Origin of the sequence: Arthrobacter sp. AQ5-05, assembly GCF_003287975.1 — a bacterium.
GTDB lineage: Bacteria > Actinomycetota > Actinomycetes > Actinomycetales > Micrococcaceae > Paeniglutamicibacter.
On sequence record NZ_QMKQ01000038.1, the window covers coordinates 1 to 17,813 of the forward strand.

The 17,813-nt window shown below is 66.1% G+C and carries 20 protein-coding genes; 16 read left to right on the forward strand and 4 right to left on the reverse strand.

Features of this window, described 5'->3' with window-relative positions; translation table 11 throughout:
* Positions 1-626: 626 nt before the first annotated feature.
* The 6 genes from DQ353_RS22660 (at position 627) to DQ353_RS19305 (ending at position 5,273) form a co-directional block, all read left to right on the forward strand.
* Positions 627-1,049: a TnsA-like heteromeric transposase endonuclease subunit gene (locus DQ353_RS22660; RefSeq protein ID WP_181578509.1), complete on the forward strand. Its 423-nt coding sequence runs from the start codon at positions 627-629 to the stop codon at positions 1,047-1,049.
* A complete protein-coding gene (locus DQ353_RS19280) occupies positions 1,046-1,726 on the forward strand; it encodes a hypothetical protein (RefSeq protein WP_146755347.1) in 681 nt (226 codons plus the stop codon). The genes DQ353_RS22660 and DQ353_RS19280 overlap by 4 nt, the downstream gene beginning before the upstream one ends.
* A 95-nt stretch (positions 1,727-1,821) precedes the next feature.
* Positions 1,822-2,286 (forward strand): hypothetical protein, encoded by a 465-nt coding sequence (locus DQ353_RS19285; protein ID WP_146755348.1) that lies wholly within the window; start codon positions 1,822-1,824, stop codon positions 2,284-2,286.
* A gap of 2 nt (positions 2,287-2,288) precedes the next feature.
* Positions 2,289-2,576, forward strand: coding sequence for a hypothetical protein (locus tag DQ353_RS19290; RefSeq protein WP_146755349.1), 288 nt, complete (start codon positions 2,289-2,291; stop codon positions 2,574-2,576).
* Between the two features lie 391 nt (positions 2,577-2,967).
* Entirely contained in the window at positions 2,968-4,101 is a 1,134-nt protein-coding gene (locus DQ353_RS19295) for a glycosyltransferase family 4 protein (RefSeq protein WP_113764809.1), read from the forward strand.
* Between the two features lie 374 nt (positions 4,102-4,475).
* Positions 4,476-5,273 (forward strand): SGNH/GDSL hydrolase family protein, encoded by a 798-nt coding sequence (locus DQ353_RS19305; RefSeq protein WP_113764811.1) that lies wholly within the window; start codon positions 4,476-4,478, stop codon positions 5,271-5,273.
* Positions 5,274-5,447: 174 nt separating this feature from the next.
* Here the strand turns inward: DQ353_RS19305 and DQ353_RS19310 are convergent, their stop codons facing one another.
* Together DQ353_RS19310 and DQ353_RS19315 are read right to left on the reverse strand one after the other, a co-directional pair.
* Positions 5,448-5,744 carry a GNAT family N-acetyltransferase gene (locus tag DQ353_RS19310; RefSeq protein WP_181578510.1) on the reverse strand — a complete coding sequence of 99 codons (297 nt, stop codon included), beginning with the start codon at positions 5,742-5,744 and terminating at the stop codon, positions 5,448-5,450.
* A 504-nt stretch (positions 5,745-6,248) separates the two neighbouring features.
* Entirely contained in the window at positions 6,249-7,649 is a 1,401-nt protein-coding gene (locus DQ353_RS19315; protein ID WP_220094071.1) for a hypothetical protein, read from the reverse strand.
* 520 nt (positions 7,650-8,169) lie between these two features.
* On the opposite strand from DQ353_RS19315, the gene DQ353_RS19320 reads away from it, so the two are divergent.
* From DQ353_RS19320 to DQ353_RS19360, 9 genes are all read left to right on the forward strand, one after another.
* On the forward strand, positions 8,170-8,637 hold the full coding sequence (locus DQ353_RS19320; RefSeq protein WP_113764814.1) for a 2'-5' RNA ligase family protein: 468 nt from the start codon (positions 8,170-8,172) through the stop codon (positions 8,635-8,637).
* A gap of 732 nt (positions 8,638-9,369) precedes the next feature.
* Positions 9,370-9,999, forward strand: a complete 630-nt coding sequence (locus DQ353_RS19325; RefSeq protein WP_113764815.1) for a biotin transporter BioY — start codon at positions 9,370-9,372, stop codon at positions 9,997-9,999.
* Entirely contained in the window at positions 9,996-11,081 is a 1,086-nt protein-coding gene (locus DQ353_RS19330) for an AMP-binding protein (RefSeq protein WP_286166926.1), read from the forward strand. Before DQ353_RS19325 ends, DQ353_RS19330 begins: the two co-directional genes overlap by 4 nt.
* A complete protein-coding gene (locus DQ353_RS19335) occupies positions 11,071-12,195 on the forward strand; it encodes a thiolase family protein (RefSeq protein WP_286166927.1) in 1,125 nt (374 codons plus the stop codon). The genes DQ353_RS19330 and DQ353_RS19335 overlap by 11 nt, the downstream gene beginning before the upstream one ends.
* On the forward strand, positions 12,192-12,884 hold the full coding sequence (locus tag DQ353_RS19340; RefSeq protein WP_113764817.1) for an energy-coupling factor ABC transporter ATP-binding protein: 693 nt from the start codon (positions 12,192-12,194) through the stop codon (positions 12,882-12,884). The genes DQ353_RS19335 and DQ353_RS19340 overlap by 4 nt, the downstream gene beginning before the upstream one ends.
* Positions 12,878-13,489 carry a CbiQ family ECF transporter T component gene (locus tag DQ353_RS19345; protein ID WP_113764818.1) on the forward strand — a complete coding sequence of 204 codons (612 nt, stop codon included), beginning with the start codon at positions 12,878-12,880 and terminating at the stop codon, positions 13,487-13,489. Before DQ353_RS19340 ends, DQ353_RS19345 begins: the two co-directional genes overlap by 7 nt.
* Positions 13,486-13,812: a CHY zinc finger protein gene (locus tag DQ353_RS19350; RefSeq protein WP_113764819.1), complete on the forward strand. Its 327-nt coding sequence runs from the start codon at positions 13,486-13,488 to the stop codon at positions 13,810-13,812. The genes DQ353_RS19345 and DQ353_RS19350 overlap by 4 nt, the downstream gene beginning before the upstream one ends.
* A gap of 165 nt (positions 13,813-13,977) precedes the next feature.
* Complete coding sequence (locus tag DQ353_RS19355) at positions 13,978-14,388, forward strand: VOC family protein (protein ID WP_181578511.1); 411 nt, start codon at positions 13,978-13,980, stop codon at positions 14,386-14,388.
* 152 nt (positions 14,389-14,540) lie between these two features.
* The gene (locus tag DQ353_RS19360; protein WP_113764820.1) at positions 14,541-15,071 is read left to right on the forward strand and encodes a DUF2199 domain-containing protein; all 531 of its coding nucleotides are present in this window, start codon (positions 14,541-14,543) and stop codon (positions 15,069-15,071) included.
* Here DQ353_RS19360 and DQ353_RS19365 read toward each other — a convergent pair.
* Positions 15,068-15,463: a dihydrofolate reductase family protein gene (locus DQ353_RS19365; protein WP_181578512.1), complete on the reverse strand. Its 396-nt coding sequence runs from the start codon at positions 15,461-15,463 to the stop codon at positions 15,068-15,070. The genes DQ353_RS19360 and DQ353_RS19365 overlap by 4 nt on opposite strands.
* A gap of 150 nt (positions 15,464-15,613) precedes the next feature.
* The gene (locus tag DQ353_RS19370) at positions 15,614-16,300 is read right to left on the reverse strand and encodes a hypothetical protein (protein ID WP_113764822.1); all 687 of its coding nucleotides are present in this window, start codon (positions 16,298-16,300) and stop codon (positions 15,614-15,616) included.
* 275 nt (positions 16,301-16,575) lie between these two features.
* Between DQ353_RS19370 and DQ353_RS19375 the strand changes: the two genes are divergently transcribed.
* Entirely contained in the window at positions 16,576-17,697 is a 1,122-nt protein-coding gene (locus DQ353_RS19375) for an MFS transporter (RefSeq protein WP_113764823.1), read from the forward strand.
* Positions 17,698-17,813: the final 116 nt, after the last annotated feature.

The window sequence follows — 17,813 nt, forward strand, 5'->3', positions numbered from 1 at the left end:
TAGGGAACTGCGTCGCCCAACCCAAATACGGAATTGCCAACTTCATTGAGACGAAAATGACCAGATCTGTCTCACTAAACATGGCAAAACCCCACGTCAGCGTTGCCAACAATACTGAGACCGGACAGTGTCAGGTCTCTTGTTGTCCTGTCATTACAGGTGAGGCAATCTCACTACACCCGAAGCATTAGGTGTTTCCATCTCACTACACCCGAAGCATCTGCTGGTCCCGTTTCACTACACCCGAGGCATTTGGGTGTTTCTCATTGCACTGGGTGCCATGGGACGGGCGTTGTTGGCGCCCGACATGGAAGCCGGGCCAAAGCATCCAGCGGGTTCCCTGATCTTCAGGGAGCAATTCTCCTCTGCCACGACCAGCGACCTTCTGGCGCACTGCTGGGCGACCGCCTTTGAGAACTCGCCACCGATTCGCCGTGTTGCGGCCTACGAAGGTCAACGGAACTTCGCCGGCCTCTGGTGGTGCGCCTCCACCCGGGAGCTCGTTGGCTTTGAATCCTGGCTGGAACGCGACCACCTGATATGCCTGGATTTCGATGCCACCGTCGTGGCGATTGCATCCCAGCCGTTCAGGATCAAGCTTCCGGACCCACTCCCCCAGGCGTGGCATGCTCCGGACTATTTTTGTTCGCCAGGCCGATGGCAGCGGCCTCGTGATCGATGTCCGGCCGGAGGCAAGGATCAAGCCCGAAGGCCGGCTCGTTTTTGATGCCACCGCGGAGCTCTGCGCGACGGTGGGGTGGGACTACCGCCGCCTGGGAGACTTGCCCGGCGTGGCGCGTGCCCACCGCCATTGGGTCGCCGGCTACCGGCACCCACGGTGCCGCAACCAGGAAACGGCCCGCGCGGCATTGAAGCACCTGGTAGCTGAGGGGCCTTGCTCGATCAGGAGCCTGTCCTGCTTCTTGGGTGCTCCGGTGCTTGTGCTTCCCACGATTTTCCACCTGATGTGGTGCCAAGAAATCGTTGCTGACTTGGATTCCCACCGGTTGCACCTGGACAGCCGGGTTTGGGCAGGCGGGACGCCATGAAGCCAACACCCGGGGCATTGGGCATTGGCCAGGACATCGAACTGCATGGCATCCGCTTCCAGGTGAATGCCTTCGACGGTGGCGCGGTGGTTCTCTCGGCTGCAGGTTCGGCGCCGGCAATGATCAAGATCGGCGCGCTTTACGCCGATCCAAGTTTGAAGATCCTTGACCAGCCAAAGGTCCGCCGACGGTGCACCGGATCATCGCCGCTCTTTGATTCCCTGCCGCCCGCCGTCCAGGATCGTGCCCGGTGGCTCGAAGGGCACATCACCGAGGCGCTGGATGGCGTTGCCCTTACCGAGGACGCCGAACGCCCGCCACGTAGCGAATATAGCATCACCGTGCACTCGCTGAGGCAGCGGGAAAAGAGCAAATGTGCCGAGCTGAAGCTGTTGAGTGAGGAGATCGGCTTGAGCACCTTCCAGCGGCTACGCAACGCCTACGAACGCGAAGGCATCATCGGGCTTACGGATCAACGCATGGTCAGGGGAACGCCCTTGCGCGGGCAAACAGATCCACGGGTCGTCGAGGCCCTCCAAACGGTGCTGGAACGAAACGTCCACGAATCCTCCGGGACGTTGGACCGCCTCATCCACCAGGTTCGCCATCAACTGGAGGAAGAACATGGGGTTGGCGCGTGCCCATTCCGTCCCGGACCACCTTTCATCGCCTGGTGAAGAAGCTTGCCCAGGGCAGGCATGCCACCGGGTCGGCCCGAACCAGAAGAACCCTTGCCCAGCAACCAGTGGCCCCCTTAGGCAGCGTTTATCCCGTGCGTCCCGGGGAATTGATGCAGATCGACTCGACTCCCCTGGATGTTGCCATCGAACTTGACGATGGGATCATCGGGCGGGTCGAGCTGACGGCCTTGGTGGATGTTGCCACCCGCACCATCTGCGCAGCCGTCATCCAGCCCACGACCAAGGCCGTTGATGCGTCCTTGCTTCTGGCCAAGTGTTTGACCCCGGAAATGATGCGTCCGGGCTGGCCGGAAGCGATCTCGATGGCCGCCTCGGCCCTTCCCTATCGTTCGATGCGGAGCATCGACGAGCGGCTTGAAGGCGCGGCCGACAAGCCCGTGATCACGCCCGAAACCAGTGTCTGGGACCACGGCAAGGCCTATCTTTCGAACACCTTCAAGGCATCGTGCCGTTCCCCGGGGATCAGCATTCAACCCGCGCACCTCGACACCCCGGCGGATTTTTCCGAGGATTCTGTTATCCCGAATTATGGATAAACGTGAAAAGCCCTCGGTCAAGATTGCTCTCCGGAACGCTGGCCGCCATCGGCCTGAGTGCGAAGCCCGGCGGCCACCCCGGCGAGTTCAGCATCGGGGCCGATATCTCCACGGCAGTCGACGCACTGGCAACCGTGGACCTCGAAGGGCCTGTCTGGACCTTGTCGGTGGGTCGGAAAATCGTCGCCACCGGTGCCGGAGCTTCTGCCATTCGGCTGGCCGGAACCCCGGGACCCGGCCTGGTCGCTTTGATCATGGAGGCACCGAACGGCCGGCCCTTGGCTGCCTGACCACCCCATGAACGAGGAGTCGGTGTTCCGGCAGCCTTCCCGCGAAGGGTTCCGAACCCCGTCATGTCTATTGCCAGCTCATCCCAAGAATCCTCTGTGAGGGTGAACTGGTTGGGTCGGCCATGGCTGCCCGCAATATCTCCGGTGAGGCTTGCGGGCCCGTGCCGTAAGCGAGAGGCACGAGTGCCAGCTGCGCTTTGCCGCTGGCGACGAGGTCCCCAAGCATGAATATAGACCGGACCTTTCATCCCCCTCCCCGGAATCAATCCACCGCCGACGCGGTGTGGGGTAACCAGAAAGCTCGGTTCCAGGCGCAGCCGTTCACCTGCTTTTCACCGCGGTGTTCCTGAAGTTGCGCCCGGTGGCAACCTTCAGCGCTCATGGTTGAGGCGTGAAGGTTGCCATAATTGCTGAATCGTTCCTTCCCGAGATGAACGGGGTTACCCATTCGCTGCTGAAAATCTTGCAGCATTTGGATGCGCGCGGGGACCAGGTCTTGGTCATCGCCCCATCGACGCTGGAGAACGCGCCTCCTACGGTAGAAGGCGCAGCTATCAGGCGGCTGCCAGCCGTTCCCCTCGCCGGTTACCGGAACATCCGGGTTGCCATTGGCGGGGTGGCGCGGGTGAAGTCCCTGTTGGCTGAATTCAAGCCCGACGTCGTCCACCTGGCCTCCCCATTTGTTCTGGGCTGGCGTGCCGTCCGGGCTGCAGCGTCCCTGGACATTCCCTCCGTTGCCGTCTACCAAACCGACGTTCCCGGATATGCGGCCCGATATGGCATGCCATTCCTGGAAAATTGGGCCTGGCAGCGTGTGAAGCAGATCCACTGTGCAGCGACGAAAACACTCGTTCCCTCGAGCGATTCACTGCAAAAACTTCAGGGCCACGGCATCCCCAGGGTGGAGTTGTGGCGCCGAGGCGTGGATACCGAACGCTTCCACCCTGACAAACGAAGCGCAGCGTTCCGTGACGCGGTGGCGCCACAAGGACAAAAGATCATCGGCTATGTGGGGCGTCTCGCCCTCGAAAAGCGGGTGGAGGATCTGGCTTCCTTGGCCGGGATCCCCGACACCCGGCTGGTTGTCGTAGGCGATGGGCCGCAGCGGGAGGTGCTCGAGTCACTTCTTCCTAAGGCCTACTTCACGGGCTTCCTGGCCGGTGACGAGCTGGCCGCCGCCATGGCATCCTTTGACCTGTTCGTGCATCCGGGAGAACTCGAGACCTTCTGCCAAACCATCCAGGAAGCCATGGCCTCAGGAGTTCCTGTCGTTGCCACCGGCCGCGGCGGCCCCGTGGATCTGGTGGATTCCTCCCGCACCGGCTGGCTCTACGCACCGGGCAATCTGGCCCAGTTGCGTGATTACGCCATTGATCTCATCGGTGACGATGCCAAACGTGCGGCCTTTGCAGCCGCAGCTTTCCAGCAAGTCCAGGGCCGCAGCTGGCACGTTGTTTGCGAGCAGCTGATGAACCTCTACACCGCGGCCATTGCCGAGCATCCGCGGCTTCGGCTTGCCCTGTGAAGAAGCAAAAGAGAGTTTCGGGTACCGGCGCAGGCTTCCCTGTCTCCGGGCATGCGCTCACGGTGGCGCAAATGGGTCGTGGGAACGTTGGCATCGGCACGGCTGCAGCCCGGACCGCACAGAGGACCCAAGGCACGGTTCCCTTCCTTCCCGCTGGCATGGCCAACCAGTTCGAGGATGGGCATGCCAGCGGACGCTTCGCCGACGCCAACTCCCCGGCGGTGGAGGCCCAAGCCGGGGAATATTTCCTGTGCGCCGGGAAGCCACGGACCACGGCGGCCAACGATACGGAATTGCAGTTCCTGGCGTCTTCGATTGAGGCTCCGTTGCCGCAACCGAAGGCACCAGCGTCACAGTCAGCCGGTTAGTTTCACATGCTTGATCATGAACCGGGCCGCTACGTTGCCCTGGGAGATTCCTTCACGGAGGGAGTCGGGGATATCAGCAAGCGGCGTCCCAACGGCGTCCGGGGCTGGGCCGACAGGGTCGCCGAGGGCCTCGCGAGAGATTCCCCGGGCTGGGAATATGCGAACCTGGCCATCCGCAGCAAGCGGCTTCGGCACATCATCGCGGAACAGCTGGACCCGGCCATCGCCATGGAACCAACGCTCATCACGCTTTACGCCGGCGGCAATGATGTCATGGACCTTGGGACGAAGATCGCCGACATCCTGGCCGCTTATGAGTTCCTGGTCTGGCGGCTGGCACAGACGGGTGCAACACTGGTGCTCTTCACCGGTTACGACGTGGAGGTTTCGCCCATCTTGGGGCCCTTGCGCCGCAAGAACCATGCCTACAACGACGGGGTCCGGCTCATCGCAGCAAAGTACGGTGCCGTCCTGGTGGATTACGCAACCTTTGACTCCTATGCAAATACCCGCATGTGGGGTCCCGATCGGCTGCATATGTCCAAGGCCGGGCACAAGTACCTGGCAGCGAGGGTCCTGGATGTCCTAGGGGTGCCACACGGCATCAAGCACCAGGATAAGCGGAAGGCACCGCGCAGCGTGCGGCAACGCGCACGGGCACACCATGCCTGGGTCACCGAGTGGGTACTACCCATGTTCGGACGCAAACTCCGGGGCACCACGCTGGGCGACGCCCTGAGCCCGCGTTGGCCCCAACCTGTGCGGGTGCCGCCAAAGAAGGGGCTGAAGAAACTGACCCGATAAGGCGGTGCCGGGACGGCAAACCCTTGCCGCTGGTGCCGTTCCTGCGCCCCGATCCAGTGGTGCCGGGCTTTCTTGACAGGGTCCTGCCCGTCGCGGCTCGGTAGCGATCCAGTAAAGTTCCGCGCGGCGACGCCCAGTCCCGGGGAAGGCCACCTTCTCCCGGGCTGTGAAATCCTACGCCGAGCGAAGTGTTCCCATAATGAAGATATCCTCGTACTTTCCGCGAACCCAGGCGTGCTGGCGCTGACGACCCTCGACCACGAATCCCGCCTTCTCATACGCACGGAGCGCGCCAAGGTTGGACTCGATCACCTGCAGGTGGACTCGACGCAGGTTGCAGCGCACGAAGGAAAACTCAACGATTTGAGAGATGGCTGCGCTCCCGATGTCTTGTCCGCGAGCTTCGGGAACCAATGCGATACCGACTTCCGTGTGGCGGGCGAGCTCGTCGAAAGTCGAAAAGCGAAACACTGCCGACGGCGGCGCCGTCCACATCGATCACGAAACGCACGTTCTTGCCTGAATCATCAGCATCGCCCTGCGCCAGCCGCTTCTTGAAGGCTTCCCTGGTCAGCGGCGCAGGCGAAGCATCGCGGCTCGCGGTCTGGACATCCTCAGGATCCTAGCAATCAACGCCCGCGGCCCGACCGCAATGGGCCCAAATGCCCCCGACACGGCCCAATAGCCACCGTTTGGGTAGTGACCGTGGTCGCCAAGTTCTTTGAAGCTCTCCTGACACGCAACATTCCTGATCCCCTCCGTACGGTGCAGGGTGGAGCCGCTGGTGTCGGAGCCGCCATGATCTCAGCCGTTGACGCCATCGGTGTTGGACCACGATGCTTTAGGGACGCCGACACCAATGCCTCCATGGAAATCCGATCCGTGTGCACGGAAGTGCCCCCTCCGCAGGCCTCCACCGTGTCGATCCCTCCTTGGAAGGTGCCGGCGGAAGCCCCACCTTCCAATCAGGGCCATTCACTGGTACGAAACAAACCACGGCTTCGGCTCGATGTCGAAGGTCTTTTTCGGGGTGAACGTCGGCGAGTCCTCGTCGATGAAGTTCTTCCACCCCATCCTGATGCCGTCCGGCAGGTCGCGGCGCAAGCTCTTCCACGTGGCCATCTTCATCCCCGGTGTCCCGTTGCCGTCTGCGTGCACGACGAGCGCCAGTTCGGGGTGCGATGTGTCCAGGGTGGAGCGGTCGCGGATCATGCTCTGCGTGAACTGGTGCAGGATGACGATCTTCTGCGGCAGTTTGTGCCTGCGCGTCAGCTCGGCCAACCAATCGTTGGCGCGGTTGAGCTCGGCGGCATCCACGGAACCGATTTGGGCCAGGTGCCGCTGGCCGGGCTTGAGCCTCCACTCGGGGTCATAGGCGATGCCGACGTTGGGGTAGGTCAGCAATCGTTCGTAGTGCCTGGCCTGGGTCAGGAAATCGTTGAGGCCCGGTTGCAGGTCGAGCACCACGTACACCCCTGCCTTCTGCGCCGCCTTCACCCAGGGCTCGAGTCGCTCCACGGGAACGTAGCTGGAGTACTTGCCGTCCTTGCCGGCGGACGCCGAGGCGACGGTCGCAATGATTTCGAAGGCAGGCTGGACCTTTTCCTTGCTGTGGGGCTGGTACTCCGCCGCGTACTTCTGGGCCCGCTTGATCGCCCCGGCGATGTCCTGTTCGCCGAGCAATCCCAGGGAAGCCGTCCCCGGCGTCCCGTACAGTGCGACCATGCGTCGGTCCGGGAACACGATCTGCCCGCCGCCCGGGAGCTGCTTTCCTGCGGCAGCCGTTGCCGCCAGGGCCGAGAAATCCCTGCTTTTCGCGAACCCGTTGCCGATCGCATGCAGGTCCGACTCCGCGTGGTTCTGGAAGAATTCTTGGTTCTTCGCAGCCCGCGGGTCACCCGACTCCATGGTGTGGAGGTCCGCACCGGCCGCCTGGGCCGTGGCAAGTGCGGGACCTGCCGCATCCCCCGCCTTCTCCCCCGCGCGCACGACGACGGCGAAGCCGGACTCGGTGGCGCCTTCGGCTGGTTTGATTTCAGGCAAGTCGGCATCAGGTGCCGACCCATCGACGATTTCCAGACCGCCCGCCAACGAAGCGGACAGGGATCCGTAGGCAATGAGGGTGCGCGCACCCAAACGTTCCACCTCGGAGGCGAAGGCCTGCTGCGCAGAAGAAGTTTCCTCCAGCGCGTCCTCGGGTGCGACGAGCAGCGGGACACCCAGTTCGCGGGCTCGAGCGGCGGCGGCTTCCTGCGCGCCGTCTTTGCCCAGCACGACGACGGCGGGTGCCTTTTCGAAGAACGCCTGGCTGGATTTCAGGGCCATGTCCCCGGTGTCTCCGCCGATCCGGCCGAAGCCAGGTACGGGGTCGGCCAACACCACGATGTCTTGGGTTTTCTGCGATTGTGAGCCGAAGGGTCCTGCGTCGTCCCCCGGCCCCGCTGTCGTGCACCCGGCCACTACGAGAACGAGAACCAGCCCGCAACTGGCTGCACGCGGATAGTTCTTGGACCGCTTCACCAATTCACCAATTCGTTTCTCCCGCATCGATCATCAGCCATGGATTTTCACCTGCACCGTTCTATCATGGCTTGCTGACCGGAAAGCTGCCCTGACCCGTGGTGCGCCCCCGAACACGGCAACCCCTGTTCGTGGTTGTTCACCATGCACGAGCCTAGCAACAACACGCCGGTGGTGCCCGAGTGTCCCGCATCGGCTCCGTCAGCGTGACGGCCACCGAAGAGCCGGCTCGTTGGTCAACATGCAGCGGGGAGATCCCGGTGTCCGTGAACCGCCCTGCACCTTGCGCGCCCCGGAATGCATGCCCGGCGGCCATGATCCCTCGTGTCGGATCATGAGCTCTCGCGGGCCAGGGGCCGAGGTCCTATCCTGAAGCATGGGTGCATTTGTTCTCGTGGCCTTCGTGGTCCCCGTACCGGCAGGCCTGGTCTTCCCCCGTACCAGCTGGCCGCTGCACATCACCTTGGTGCGTTTCGACACCCGGGAAACCGCCGACGTCGTACGCGCCAGGCTTGATGTCGCGCTGCCGGTATTGCTGGGCTTTGGCGTGCGGATCGGCTCGGATGCACAGTTCGGCCGCAACGCGTCGGTGCCGGTCTCCCTGGTGGAGCCGGAGTCGGCCCTGCAGCGTCTGCATCTCGCCGCACTGGAGGCCTTGGGGCCGCAGGTGCACCTGCCCGGCGCACAGCACAACGGTCCGGATTACCGCCCGCACGTCACCCATGCCGATACGCGCCTGCGGCCCGGGGACAAGATCCGGATCCGGCAGGCGGCGCTGGTGGAGATGCGCCCGGACAACGACCCGCGGCTGCGCCGGGTCCTGGCCGTCTGGGAATCGGCATAGGGCGCAATCCACCGCAGAAGACCGCCATCCCGGCCGCACCCCACGGAGCCGGCCATGGGAGCGCCCTACCCAGGTTGGACACCACGTGGGCCGTTCCTCGAAACGGCAAATGGACACGGCCGGGGCGCAATGCGTCGAAGCGATCCCGGATTCGGCCGGATTCGACGCTTCGGCCGAATCCGGGGTGGGATCACGGCAACGAGTTCCTCGCAATGCAGAGGGCCCGACCCACCGGTTCCCGCACCTTCCGTGGATCAGCTTCGACGGGGACGGGCATTGCTGGCCAACGGCGAAGACTGCCCGGGGCATTGCCACGACCGCGGAGGCTCGTCCTGGCTGGCGCATCGCCGTGCACCAACAAATGGTCTTACCCGGGCCCGCAAGATGCAGCGGCACTCCCCCCGCCTGCCGGCTGCCACGTTGCGCCGCCCGCTCGGTTGAAAGGGCCTCCTTCGCCGATGTATCACGAAGTTGGGGCCTGGTTTTGAGGTTTTGGCGGCGCTGGCCAGTACAGCACCGAATCACTGGCCTTGCCGGGGATGGGGCGCATCACGGGGTTGGCCGGCCCGTATGGACCGAAAGCCCGCAGCGCCGCGGCGTCCAAGTGTTACCGCGGCCATTGTGGCTTTCCCCAGGGCGAAACTATAGTAAAGACCACCATCTGAACACCGTTCAATTGGACGGTGTTCAAGTGGGCCCCGTCCAGGATTGAAACCCAGAAAGATCCTTCCCATGACCAAGCACAGTCTCCTCTCAAATCTCCCGGCCAAGCGGCGTCTTGATGCCACCAGCCTCGCGCGGGTCGCCATCTTTGCGGCGATTGTCGCCGTGATGGGCATGCCGGGCGGCTTTGCTGTCGCGGGCGGCGTCTCCATCACCCTCCAGACCCTCGGCGTGATGATCGCCGGAGCCGTTCTCGGGCCGCGGCTTGGCGCCCTCTCGATGACGGTGCTGATGGCACTTGTCGCGATCGGCCTGCCCCTGCTGGCAGGCGGCCGCGGCGGCATCGGAGTGTTCTTCGGGCCATCGGCGGGCTACCTCGTCGGCTGGATTCTCGGCGCCTTCGTCATCGGCCTGGTCGTGCACGCCGGGGGGCGCAAGCCGGTGCTGTGGCGGACCCTCGTCGGCATGCTGCTCGGCGGCATCCTGGTGATCTACGCCGTGGGGGTCCCCGTGCAGAGCATGGTGACGCGCCTCCCGCTGGGCGAGACGGCTGTACTGAGCCTGGCGTTCATTCCCGGCGACCTGATCAAGGCGGTGACCGCGGCGCTCATCGTGATGACGCTGGTCCGGGCCTACCCCCGCGCCTTCAACCGCGTGTGGGCCACGAAGAAGACCCCGGTGCTGGAGCCGGCCAAGTGATCATCCCGGTCGACGGCGGGGCTCCGGGCCTGCTCGAGCACCTGGGGCAGATCCGCGAAGCGGGAAACGTCCCGCTGGTCACTGATCCCAGGTGGACGCCGGCGCACCGGAACGCCATGGCCGCGGCCGCCGCGAAGGCAGAGCTCCCCGAGGGAACCGCCTGGGCGACGCTCACCTCCGGCAGCAGCGGTGCGCCGCGGATCGTGTTGCGCAGCGCGGAATCATGGGCAGCCTCGTTCGCTGCCGTCAGCGGATTCCTGGGCGCCGGGAGCGGGCAGAACGTGGCGCTTCCGGCGCCGCCGTCCTCCTCGCTCACCCTGTTTTCGCTCGCCCACGCGCTCTCGGGCGGTCCGCGCCCGTTGCTGCGCCCCACCGCGGAAGCCGATGCCTTGCACGGCACCCCCCAGGCGCTTCGGGCCGTGCTCGACGCCGGCGCGCCGCCGCGGCTGCGCACGGCGCTGGTCGGCGGTTCCCACCTCGACCCGGCACTCCGCGGGCGTGCCGAAGCGGCGGGCATCCGCGTGGGCGCCTACTACGGTGCGGCCGAGCTCTCGTTCGTGGCCTGCGACGAGGGCGACGGGCTGCGCGCCTTCCCCGGGGTCGAGCTTCAAATCCGCGATGGCGAGTTGTGGGTGCGCTCGCCCTTCATCGCCTCAGGGTACGCGGGTGCGCCCGGACCGCTGCGCCGGGACGGGCAGTGGGCCACGGTCGGTGACCGCGCGGAACTTCTCGACGGCCGATTGCGCCTGTTGGGACGTGCCGACGACGCGATCCTCAGCGCCTCGGCCACGATCGTGCCGGAGGAAGTGGAAGCGGTGCTGCGCTCGATCCCGGGCGTCCGCGACGCGCTCGTGTTCGGGCTGCCGCGCGGTCCCGTCGGCGCCCTGGTCTCGGCGTTGCTGGAACTGGATGGCGACGCACCGGTTGATCTCAGGGAGCTTGCCGCCGCCAGGCTGGGAACGGCGCACCGACCGCGGCACTGGTTCACCGGCCGGATCCCACGGACCGTCTCGGGCAAGCCCGCACGCGCCGAAGCCCTGCGCTTGGTCCTCGCCGGGGAGGTGCAGTCCCTTGCAGGCTGAGAACGATCCAGTGGTCATCGCAGCCCGGCGCAGCCCGATCGGCACCCGCGGCCGCGCCCTGGCGCGCCTGCGCGTCGAGGAGCTGGCGGCGCCGGTGATCCGGGCGGCCCTGAAAGACGCCGAAGCCGTGACCGGCGCGCCGGTCACGGTGGCCGATGTGGTCCTCGGCAACTGCATGGGACCGGGCGGGAACCCCGGCCGCATCGCCGCGCTGGCGGCCGGGCTGGGCCACGGGGTTCCCGGCGCCACCGTCGATCGGCAATGCGGCAGCGGGCTGGCTGCCGTGCTCGATGCCGCGGCTGCGATCCGTGCCGGGGACAGGCGGATGCGTGTGGCAGGAGGTGTGGAAAGCGCCTCGACGGCTCCGGTGCGCTCGGTGGACGGCGTGGCCTACGACCGGGCTCCGTTCGCCCCGGCGGGCTTCAGCGACCCGGGCATGCTCCAGGCGGCCGAGGACCTTGCCGCGCGCGACGGCATCTCCCGCGCCAGGCAGGACGCCCATGCCGCACGCAGCCACGCCCGCGCCCGGGCGGCCCGGGATGCCGGCCGCTTCGACGCCGAGCTGGTGCCGTTGGCCGGGCTCCGGCACGACGATGCGATCGGCGGCGCCGAGCGCCTGCTCCCCCGGTTGCCCGCGCTCTTCCCCTCGGGCACGCTCACCGCCGGCACGTCCACGAGGATCGGGGACGGCGCGGCCGCCCTGGTGCTCGCGCCGGCCGGACTTGCGCCGGGCCTCGCGATCCGTGCGTCGGCCGTGGTCGGCTGCGATCCGGCACTTCCGGGCATCGGTGCCGCCGGTGCCATCCAGGCGGCCCTGGAATCGGCCGGATTGGACCTTGCCGACATCGATGCGCTGGAAATCGTGGAGGCATTCGCCGCCCAAAGCCTGGCGGTGCTCGAGAGGATCGGGCTCGCGGAGGACGACCCTCGGTTGACCGCCGACGGCGGCGCGCTGGCGCTTGGCCACCCGTGGGGTGCCAGCGGTGCGGTCGCGGTGGTGCGGCTCTTCAGTCGCCTCGTGCGCGCCGGGGCCCCCGCCGGGACCCGTGGCATTGCCGCGGCGTCGATCGGCGGCGGCATGGGGATCGCCGCGGTGCTGGAGGTGGTCCGATGAGCATCAGCGGAATCCACCTCAAGAACGTCGGGGTGCGCCTCGGAGACACGGACGTCCTGCAGGATGTCACCCTGGACCTCGAGGCGCGCACCGTGGCCGTCATCGGGGAGAACGGTTCGGGCAAATCCACGTTCGCCCGGTTGATCGGCGGCCTGCTCCCCCGGACCTCCGGCGAGTTGGCCATCCTGGGGCTCGACCCGGCCCGCCGGGCCGCCGAGCTGCGCCGCCGCATCGCCATCGTCTTCAGCAACCCTGACGCGCAGATCATCATGCCGACCGTTGCCGAGGACGTCGCCTTTTCGCTGCGCGCGGACCGGCTCCGTCCAGCCGAGCTCGAGGAACGGGTGTCCGCGGCGATGGAGCGGTTCGGCCTCACCGAACTGGCCGAGCGCCCGTCCCACGACCTCTCCGGCGGGCAGAAACAGATGCTCGCGCTGTGCGGCGCTTTCGTGCGCAACCCGGAACTGGTCATCGCGGACGAACCGACCGCCTATCTGGACGCGCGCAACGCCAGGCGCGTCGCCGACCACCTCTTCGAGGACACCGGACACCGCCTGGTGCTCGTCACCCACGATCTCGCGCTGGCCGCGCGCTGCGAGCAGGCGGTGCTTTTCGCCGGCGGTTCCCTGGTGGCCAGCGGCGAACCGGATGGGATCATTGCCAGGTACGAGGCGGTGCTGGCATGCTGACGCTCTACAAGCCGGGCTCCGGCTGGCTGCATCGCATGCCCGCCGGCCCGAAGCTGCTGCTGGTCCTGTCGGTGGTGCTCGGAGTGTCGCTGCTGCCATCGCACTGGTTTTCGGCCGGCCTCGCCGCGGCGGTGGGCATCCTGGGCTACGCGGTTGCCGGCCTCGGCCCCGGGCTGCACGGGATCAAGGAACTGGGCCGCCAGGTGTTCGCCATCCGCTGGGTCATCGTGATCACCGTCGTGAGCCAGCTGATCTTCATGGGCCCGGAGCCCGCTGTCGCCAATGCCGCCAGGGTCACGGCAGCGATCGTGCTCGCCGCACTGCTCGCCCTCACCACGCGGGTGACGGCGTTGCTTGACGCCATCGAGGCCGGGCTGCGCCCCCTGGAACGGCTGGGCCTGGACCCGCAGCGGATCGCTTTGCTGCTCACGGTGACCATCAGCACCATCCCGGTGCTTGGCCGCAGGGCGTCCGAGGTGCGCGATGCGCAGTGGGCGCGCGGGGCACGGAACAACCCGCGCACCTTCGTCGTCCCGTTCCTCATCGTGGCCCTCAAGCACGCGGACGAACTTGGGGACGCGCTCACCGCCCGGGGCGTGCGATGAGCCCGGAGGGGCCCAACGTCCTGGGTCCGGTCGTCGATGGCCAGACGCGCTGCGTCCACTACCGAAGCCCGCTGGACGTGATTGCGATCAAGTTCGCGTGCTGCGGCGAGTTCTACCCGTGCCATCTCTGCCACGCCCAGGCAGCCGACCACGTCGCGAGGCGGTGGCCGCTGGATTCCCGCGACGAGCCGGCCGTGCTCTGCGGGGTCTGCGGGCACCTGCTGGCGATCACCGAGTACCTCGGCACCGACTCGTGCCCGGTTTGCGCCGCGTCGTTCAACCCGGGATGCAAGCTGCACAGCGAGCTGTACTTCCAGGGCTGATACCCCGAGAAATCGCCGAAATCCCTAGGCCGGATCCAGCAGGATTCCGGTGGTGGAGCAGGTTCCCCCGGGTGCCAAATCCCTGCGATTGGGGCTTCCTGCATCGATTGACCACGCCGCACGGCTGGCCCGCTACGTTGGTTTCCAATGGCGGAAGGAAAATCGATGCCAGGCATCGTGAACTATCTTGGGAGCGGCTCCCCCGACCCGGATGCCACCGCGGCCTTCTACGGCTCGCTCTTCGACTGGAGCATTGGTGGGCCCTCGCCGCTCGGCCACCGAATGGTGGAGCAGGACAAGGGTGGCCTGTGGGACACCAACGCGATGGGCGGGAACTCCCGGGCAATTTTCTACGTTCAGGTCGACGACGTGAAAGCGGCAATCGCCAGGGCCGAGTCACTTGGCGCGAGCGTCGCCGTCCCGTTCGTTGACAACGGAACCATTGAGTTCGCCCATCTGCTCGACCCGCAGGGCAACCGCTTCGGCGTGTGGCGGCCGAGGCAACCGGCCTGGGCCGATCGACGCGACTGCGCCGTCCTGCACCTCCGGCGACGGGTGGAAGGTGCCGACCGCTAAAAACCCCAGGCATGGCCGGCCATCCAGGTTTCGGTGGCCCGGCGCGGCTGCGGCCCCCCTGCGCGGAACGGCTGAAGCACCATGCAGGGTTCCAATTGTTCTGATTCCGGTTAGAGTTCAAGCAGGCGCCGAATGACAGGGGGGCATGGTTCATGGCAGCCGAACATTTTTGCAGCACCTGTGGTCGCGAGGTCAGTGACCACGATCGGCACATCCGCTTTGCGCTTCCCGATCCGGTCCTTAATACCGCCGAACAGCACCACGCCCCGGGGTCTTGGCTGAGCCATGGCGAACCGAACACCTCGGTCATGATGCAGATCCAGGGAATCGGTGCGTTCGTCAGGGCGCTGCTGCCGGTCTCACTCAGCGAAGGACACCGGCTCACCTTCGGCGTGTGGGTGGCCATCAACTCCGCGGAATTCTTGGAGACCTTTTCGACCTGGTGGGCACCTGAATACGCGGACCTGCACCTTGAGGGGTACCTGGCCAATGCCGTCGGCCCGTGGGGACTTCTGGGGGCGCCGGTTGTCCTGGAAGTCAAGGACATTGAACATACCCCCTATTGCGTGGACAGCGAGCAGATGGATCTCGCAGAGGTCCTGCACAAGGAATGGCCGCACGAAATCCTTGACGGGCTCCCCGCATCGGCCGCTCCACGGGCCGGCAACCCTTGGCCCGGCTAGGTATTTGCGCCGAGAATTACCGTGGCCAAGAGCGCCCGGCGCGCCGCCGATCGCGATGCTTTCCCTCCCTGCCCCCTCAGCTGCCCGGCCTCCGTGGCCAGGTCCCCGGAGGCCGGGCGGGCGTTGCCCTGTCCTGTCGACAGGCCGCCGGAAAACACCACCTTGGGCAGCGGATTCCCGATTGCGGCCCACTCGCGCCTGGCGGGATCAAGCGACGGATCCTTCTCTGCGCCATCCGAGCACAACACCGTCCGGTACAACCGTCGTCCGAACAGGTGGATGCCAACCACTCGAACCTCGTCGGTGACGAAGCGAAAGATTTCGTCGGCGGGCGCCGTCCGGTCGAAACGGCCGTCCGGCCCGACGATGCAGCCGTCAAGCGAACCGCCCATCGAATGGGCCACCTCGCGAACCAGAGTCCCACCGGTGGTGGTTCCACGGTGCCCCCGCGCGATGCCGGCGGGTAGGGACAATCAGGGAATCCGCTTCACGCTGAGCCGATGCCCCGCAGATATCCGGCCGGGCGCAGTCAGCAGCGCTCCCTATCTCCTCGCCGTGAACTCGACGCGGATTCGTCCAAGCTCGGCGCGCGGGAGCACCGCGGTCACCACCGCTCCTCCCTCCAGCTCGGCGCCAATGCCATAGACGAATGGATCCGTGTCGATCTCCGCGGCGAGGACCTCGACTCCATCGACCAGGACCTTGACCCTGCTGTTCACCAAACGGACGGTTACCTCGGGTGCCGGATAGTCCCATGGGTTGCCGCCAAGTCCGCGTTCCTGCCGGTACTGGTTCATGAGGATGTGGTTGACGTGCTCCACCAGCACGCTGCCGACCGACGAGAGGTCGGAGGAGTCGCGGTTCCAGGTGGTTCGCACGGCCTCCCGGAGCTGCGGATATCGCATGCGCTCCACGTACTCCAGCAGCCACGCGGGACGGGGCCATGGCGGGACGTGCTCGCTGGCCATGCGCGTCTGTTCGTCGAGGTCCGCGAGGTTGACCGGGTCCGAGCGGTCATCCGGGTTCCGCCAGAGCACGTAGTTGAGACTCGCCGTCATGTCGCTGTACCCGCGATCGTCCAGGCCGGATGCCAGGCCGACCCAATCCGGGTCCTCCAACGAAAGTTGGGGCACGAGCCCCATCACCGGAACGGGCATGAGTTTGAGTTGTTCCGCCTGCTCGATACGAGGGTCGGGTGCGTCTTCGGGAAGGATGCCATCCATTCTCATACTCCGATTATGGGCCCCGGGCGTGCCCTTGGTGCGAAGTACACAAAACGGTATCCGGCGCCCTCCGGCCGGTTGGCGGTTCGCCGAATTGCGCCGGCACCATTCCGGAGGCGCAATTCGGGTGTTGCCCGGCGTTCAGTCTGGGTCTTGTGCGGAACCGCTCTCCCCCCCGGATGCCCGGGTTCTTCTCCGGAGAGCGCTAGACCGGCGATTTTGCACTCGAGGTCCTTGGATCGCTGGATTCCCAGCCAGCCGGAGAAAGCGCAGCCACCTGCATGAAGAGCACGTCCACACCTCGACGAACGTCGGCCTTTCCGCTGATCGCGTTGGTGGTCATCTCCTCGCTGGCCATCATCGGCGACGAGGCCGCCTCCATGTCCATGGTGCTGACCGCGGTGGACCAGGGGCAACCCTGGATGGTCACCTGGTTCTCCCTGTCCCTGGCCATCCCCGCGATGCTCCTGGCTCCCTTTGGCGGGGCCATCGTGGACCGCTACGACCCCCGCAGGATTTGGGTGGCCTGTCTGGCATTCCAAGGCCTCTGCATCGGAGCCGCCTCGCTGCAGGACGATTTCTGGGCTCGTCTCGCGCTGCTGGCGGCTTCGAATGTCATCAACATCCTCTCCGGCAGCGCCGCGTTCGCGTTGCTGCCCGCATTGAGTGGTCCCGTCCGCATCGAGCGGGTGAATTCCCTGATGGCCATCGGATCGTCCTTGGCCTACATGCTCGGGATGGCCCTCTCGGCCTGGTTGTTCGACATCGTCGGTGCTTCCCCCATGCTCGGAGTCAATGCCGGGACCACCTCGATGCTCGCCGCCACGGCCCTGGCCCTTGTGCTTCGAGTCGAGCGGCCGGAAACCACCGATGCCGCCTCCTGGAGCCTGTGGGGTGGCGTGCGCAGCGGCTGGCAGGCGATCCGTTCGGCCCCGGTCGTTGCCGCCACCATGCCACTGCTGATTCTCATCATGGTTGGCACCTCCATCGAGGTCGTGGCAGGTGTGTTCTGGCTCCGGCAGATCTCCGGCACCGACACACGTTATGGCCTGGTCCTGTCCTGCTGGGCGATCGGCTCGATCATCGGCGCCTACCTCGCCGGCACCAAACGCCTGTCACCTCGAACCATGCTCCTGATCGTGGGCGGCGGGCTGTGCATGGCAGTGGCAATACTGGCCGAAGGCCTGGTGCCGATTGCAATCATCATCGGCGGGGCCTTGTCGTCGGCGGGCTGGGAAACGACACGCACAACGTCGGCGTCCGAAACCTCATCTTCCAGCAAATCCCCGGGGCGCATATCGGCAGTGCCTGGGCCTACTACCGGATGCTTGCGAGCACCTCGGTGGCGATCGGATACGTCGTCGGCACCCCGCGGACGCCGAGCGATGCCCGGGGAATGGTGATCGTCGCCGGCATCTGCGCACTGGTCGGCGTCCTGATGGCCATCGTCGCCTTGCGACTGCTCAAACGCCGCGGAATATCCGCCGCGGCGCCGGATCATCCCGAGCCCGCCCCGCGG

What these genes read in the sequence shown, in the direction of transcription:
- DQ353_RS19280 (WP_146755347.1), top strand. Translation starts at nt 1,046, where the DNA reads ATGAAGCCAACACCCGGGGCATTGGGCATTGGCCAGGACATCGAACTG.
- DQ353_RS22660 (WP_181578509.1), top strand. Translation starts at nt 627, where the DNA reads ATGCTCCGGACTATTTTTGTTCGCCAGGCCGATGGCAGCGGCCTCGTG.
- DQ353_RS19340 (WP_113764817.1), top strand. Translation starts at nt 12,192, where the DNA reads ATGAGCATCAGCGGAATCCACCTCAAGAACGTCGGGGTGCGCCTCGGA.
- DQ353_RS19360 (WP_113764820.1), top strand. Translation starts at nt 14,541, where the DNA reads ATGGCAGCCGAACATTTTTGCAGCACCTGTGGTCGCGAGGTCAGTGAC.
- DQ353_RS19325 (WP_113764815.1), top strand. Translation starts at nt 9,370, where the DNA reads ATGACCAAGCACAGTCTCCTCTCAAATCTCCCGGCCAAGCGGCGTCTT.
- DQ353_RS19355 (WP_181578511.1), top strand. Translation starts at nt 13,978, where the DNA reads ATGCCAGGCATCGTGAACTATCTTGGGAGCGGCTCCCCCGACCCGGAT.
- DQ353_RS19350 (WP_113764819.1), top strand. Translation starts at nt 13,486, where the DNA reads ATGAGCCCGGAGGGGCCCAACGTCCTGGGTCCGGTCGTCGATGGCCAG.
- DQ353_RS19320 (WP_113764814.1), top strand. Translation starts at nt 8,170, where the DNA reads ATGGGTGCATTTGTTCTCGTGGCCTTCGTGGTCCCCGTACCGGCAGGC.
- DQ353_RS19375 (WP_113764823.1), top strand. Translation starts at nt 16,576, where the DNA reads ATGAAGAGCACGTCCACACCTCGACGAACGTCGGCCTTTCCGCTGATC.
- DQ353_RS19305 (WP_113764811.1), top strand. Translation starts at nt 4,476, where the DNA reads ATGCTTGATCATGAACCGGGCCGCTACGTTGCCCTGGGAGATTCCTTC.
- DQ353_RS19370 (WP_113764822.1), bottom strand. Translation starts at nt 16,300, where the DNA reads ATGAGAATGGATGGCATCCTTCCCGAAGACGCACCCGACCCTCGTATC.
- DQ353_RS19345 (WP_113764818.1), top strand. Translation starts at nt 12,878, where the DNA reads ATGCTGACGCTCTACAAGCCGGGCTCCGGCTGGCTGCATCGCATGCCC.
- DQ353_RS19365 (WP_181578512.1), bottom strand. Translation starts at nt 15,463, where the DNA reads ATGGGCGGTTCGCTTGACGGCTGCATCGTCGGGCCGGACGGCCGTTTC.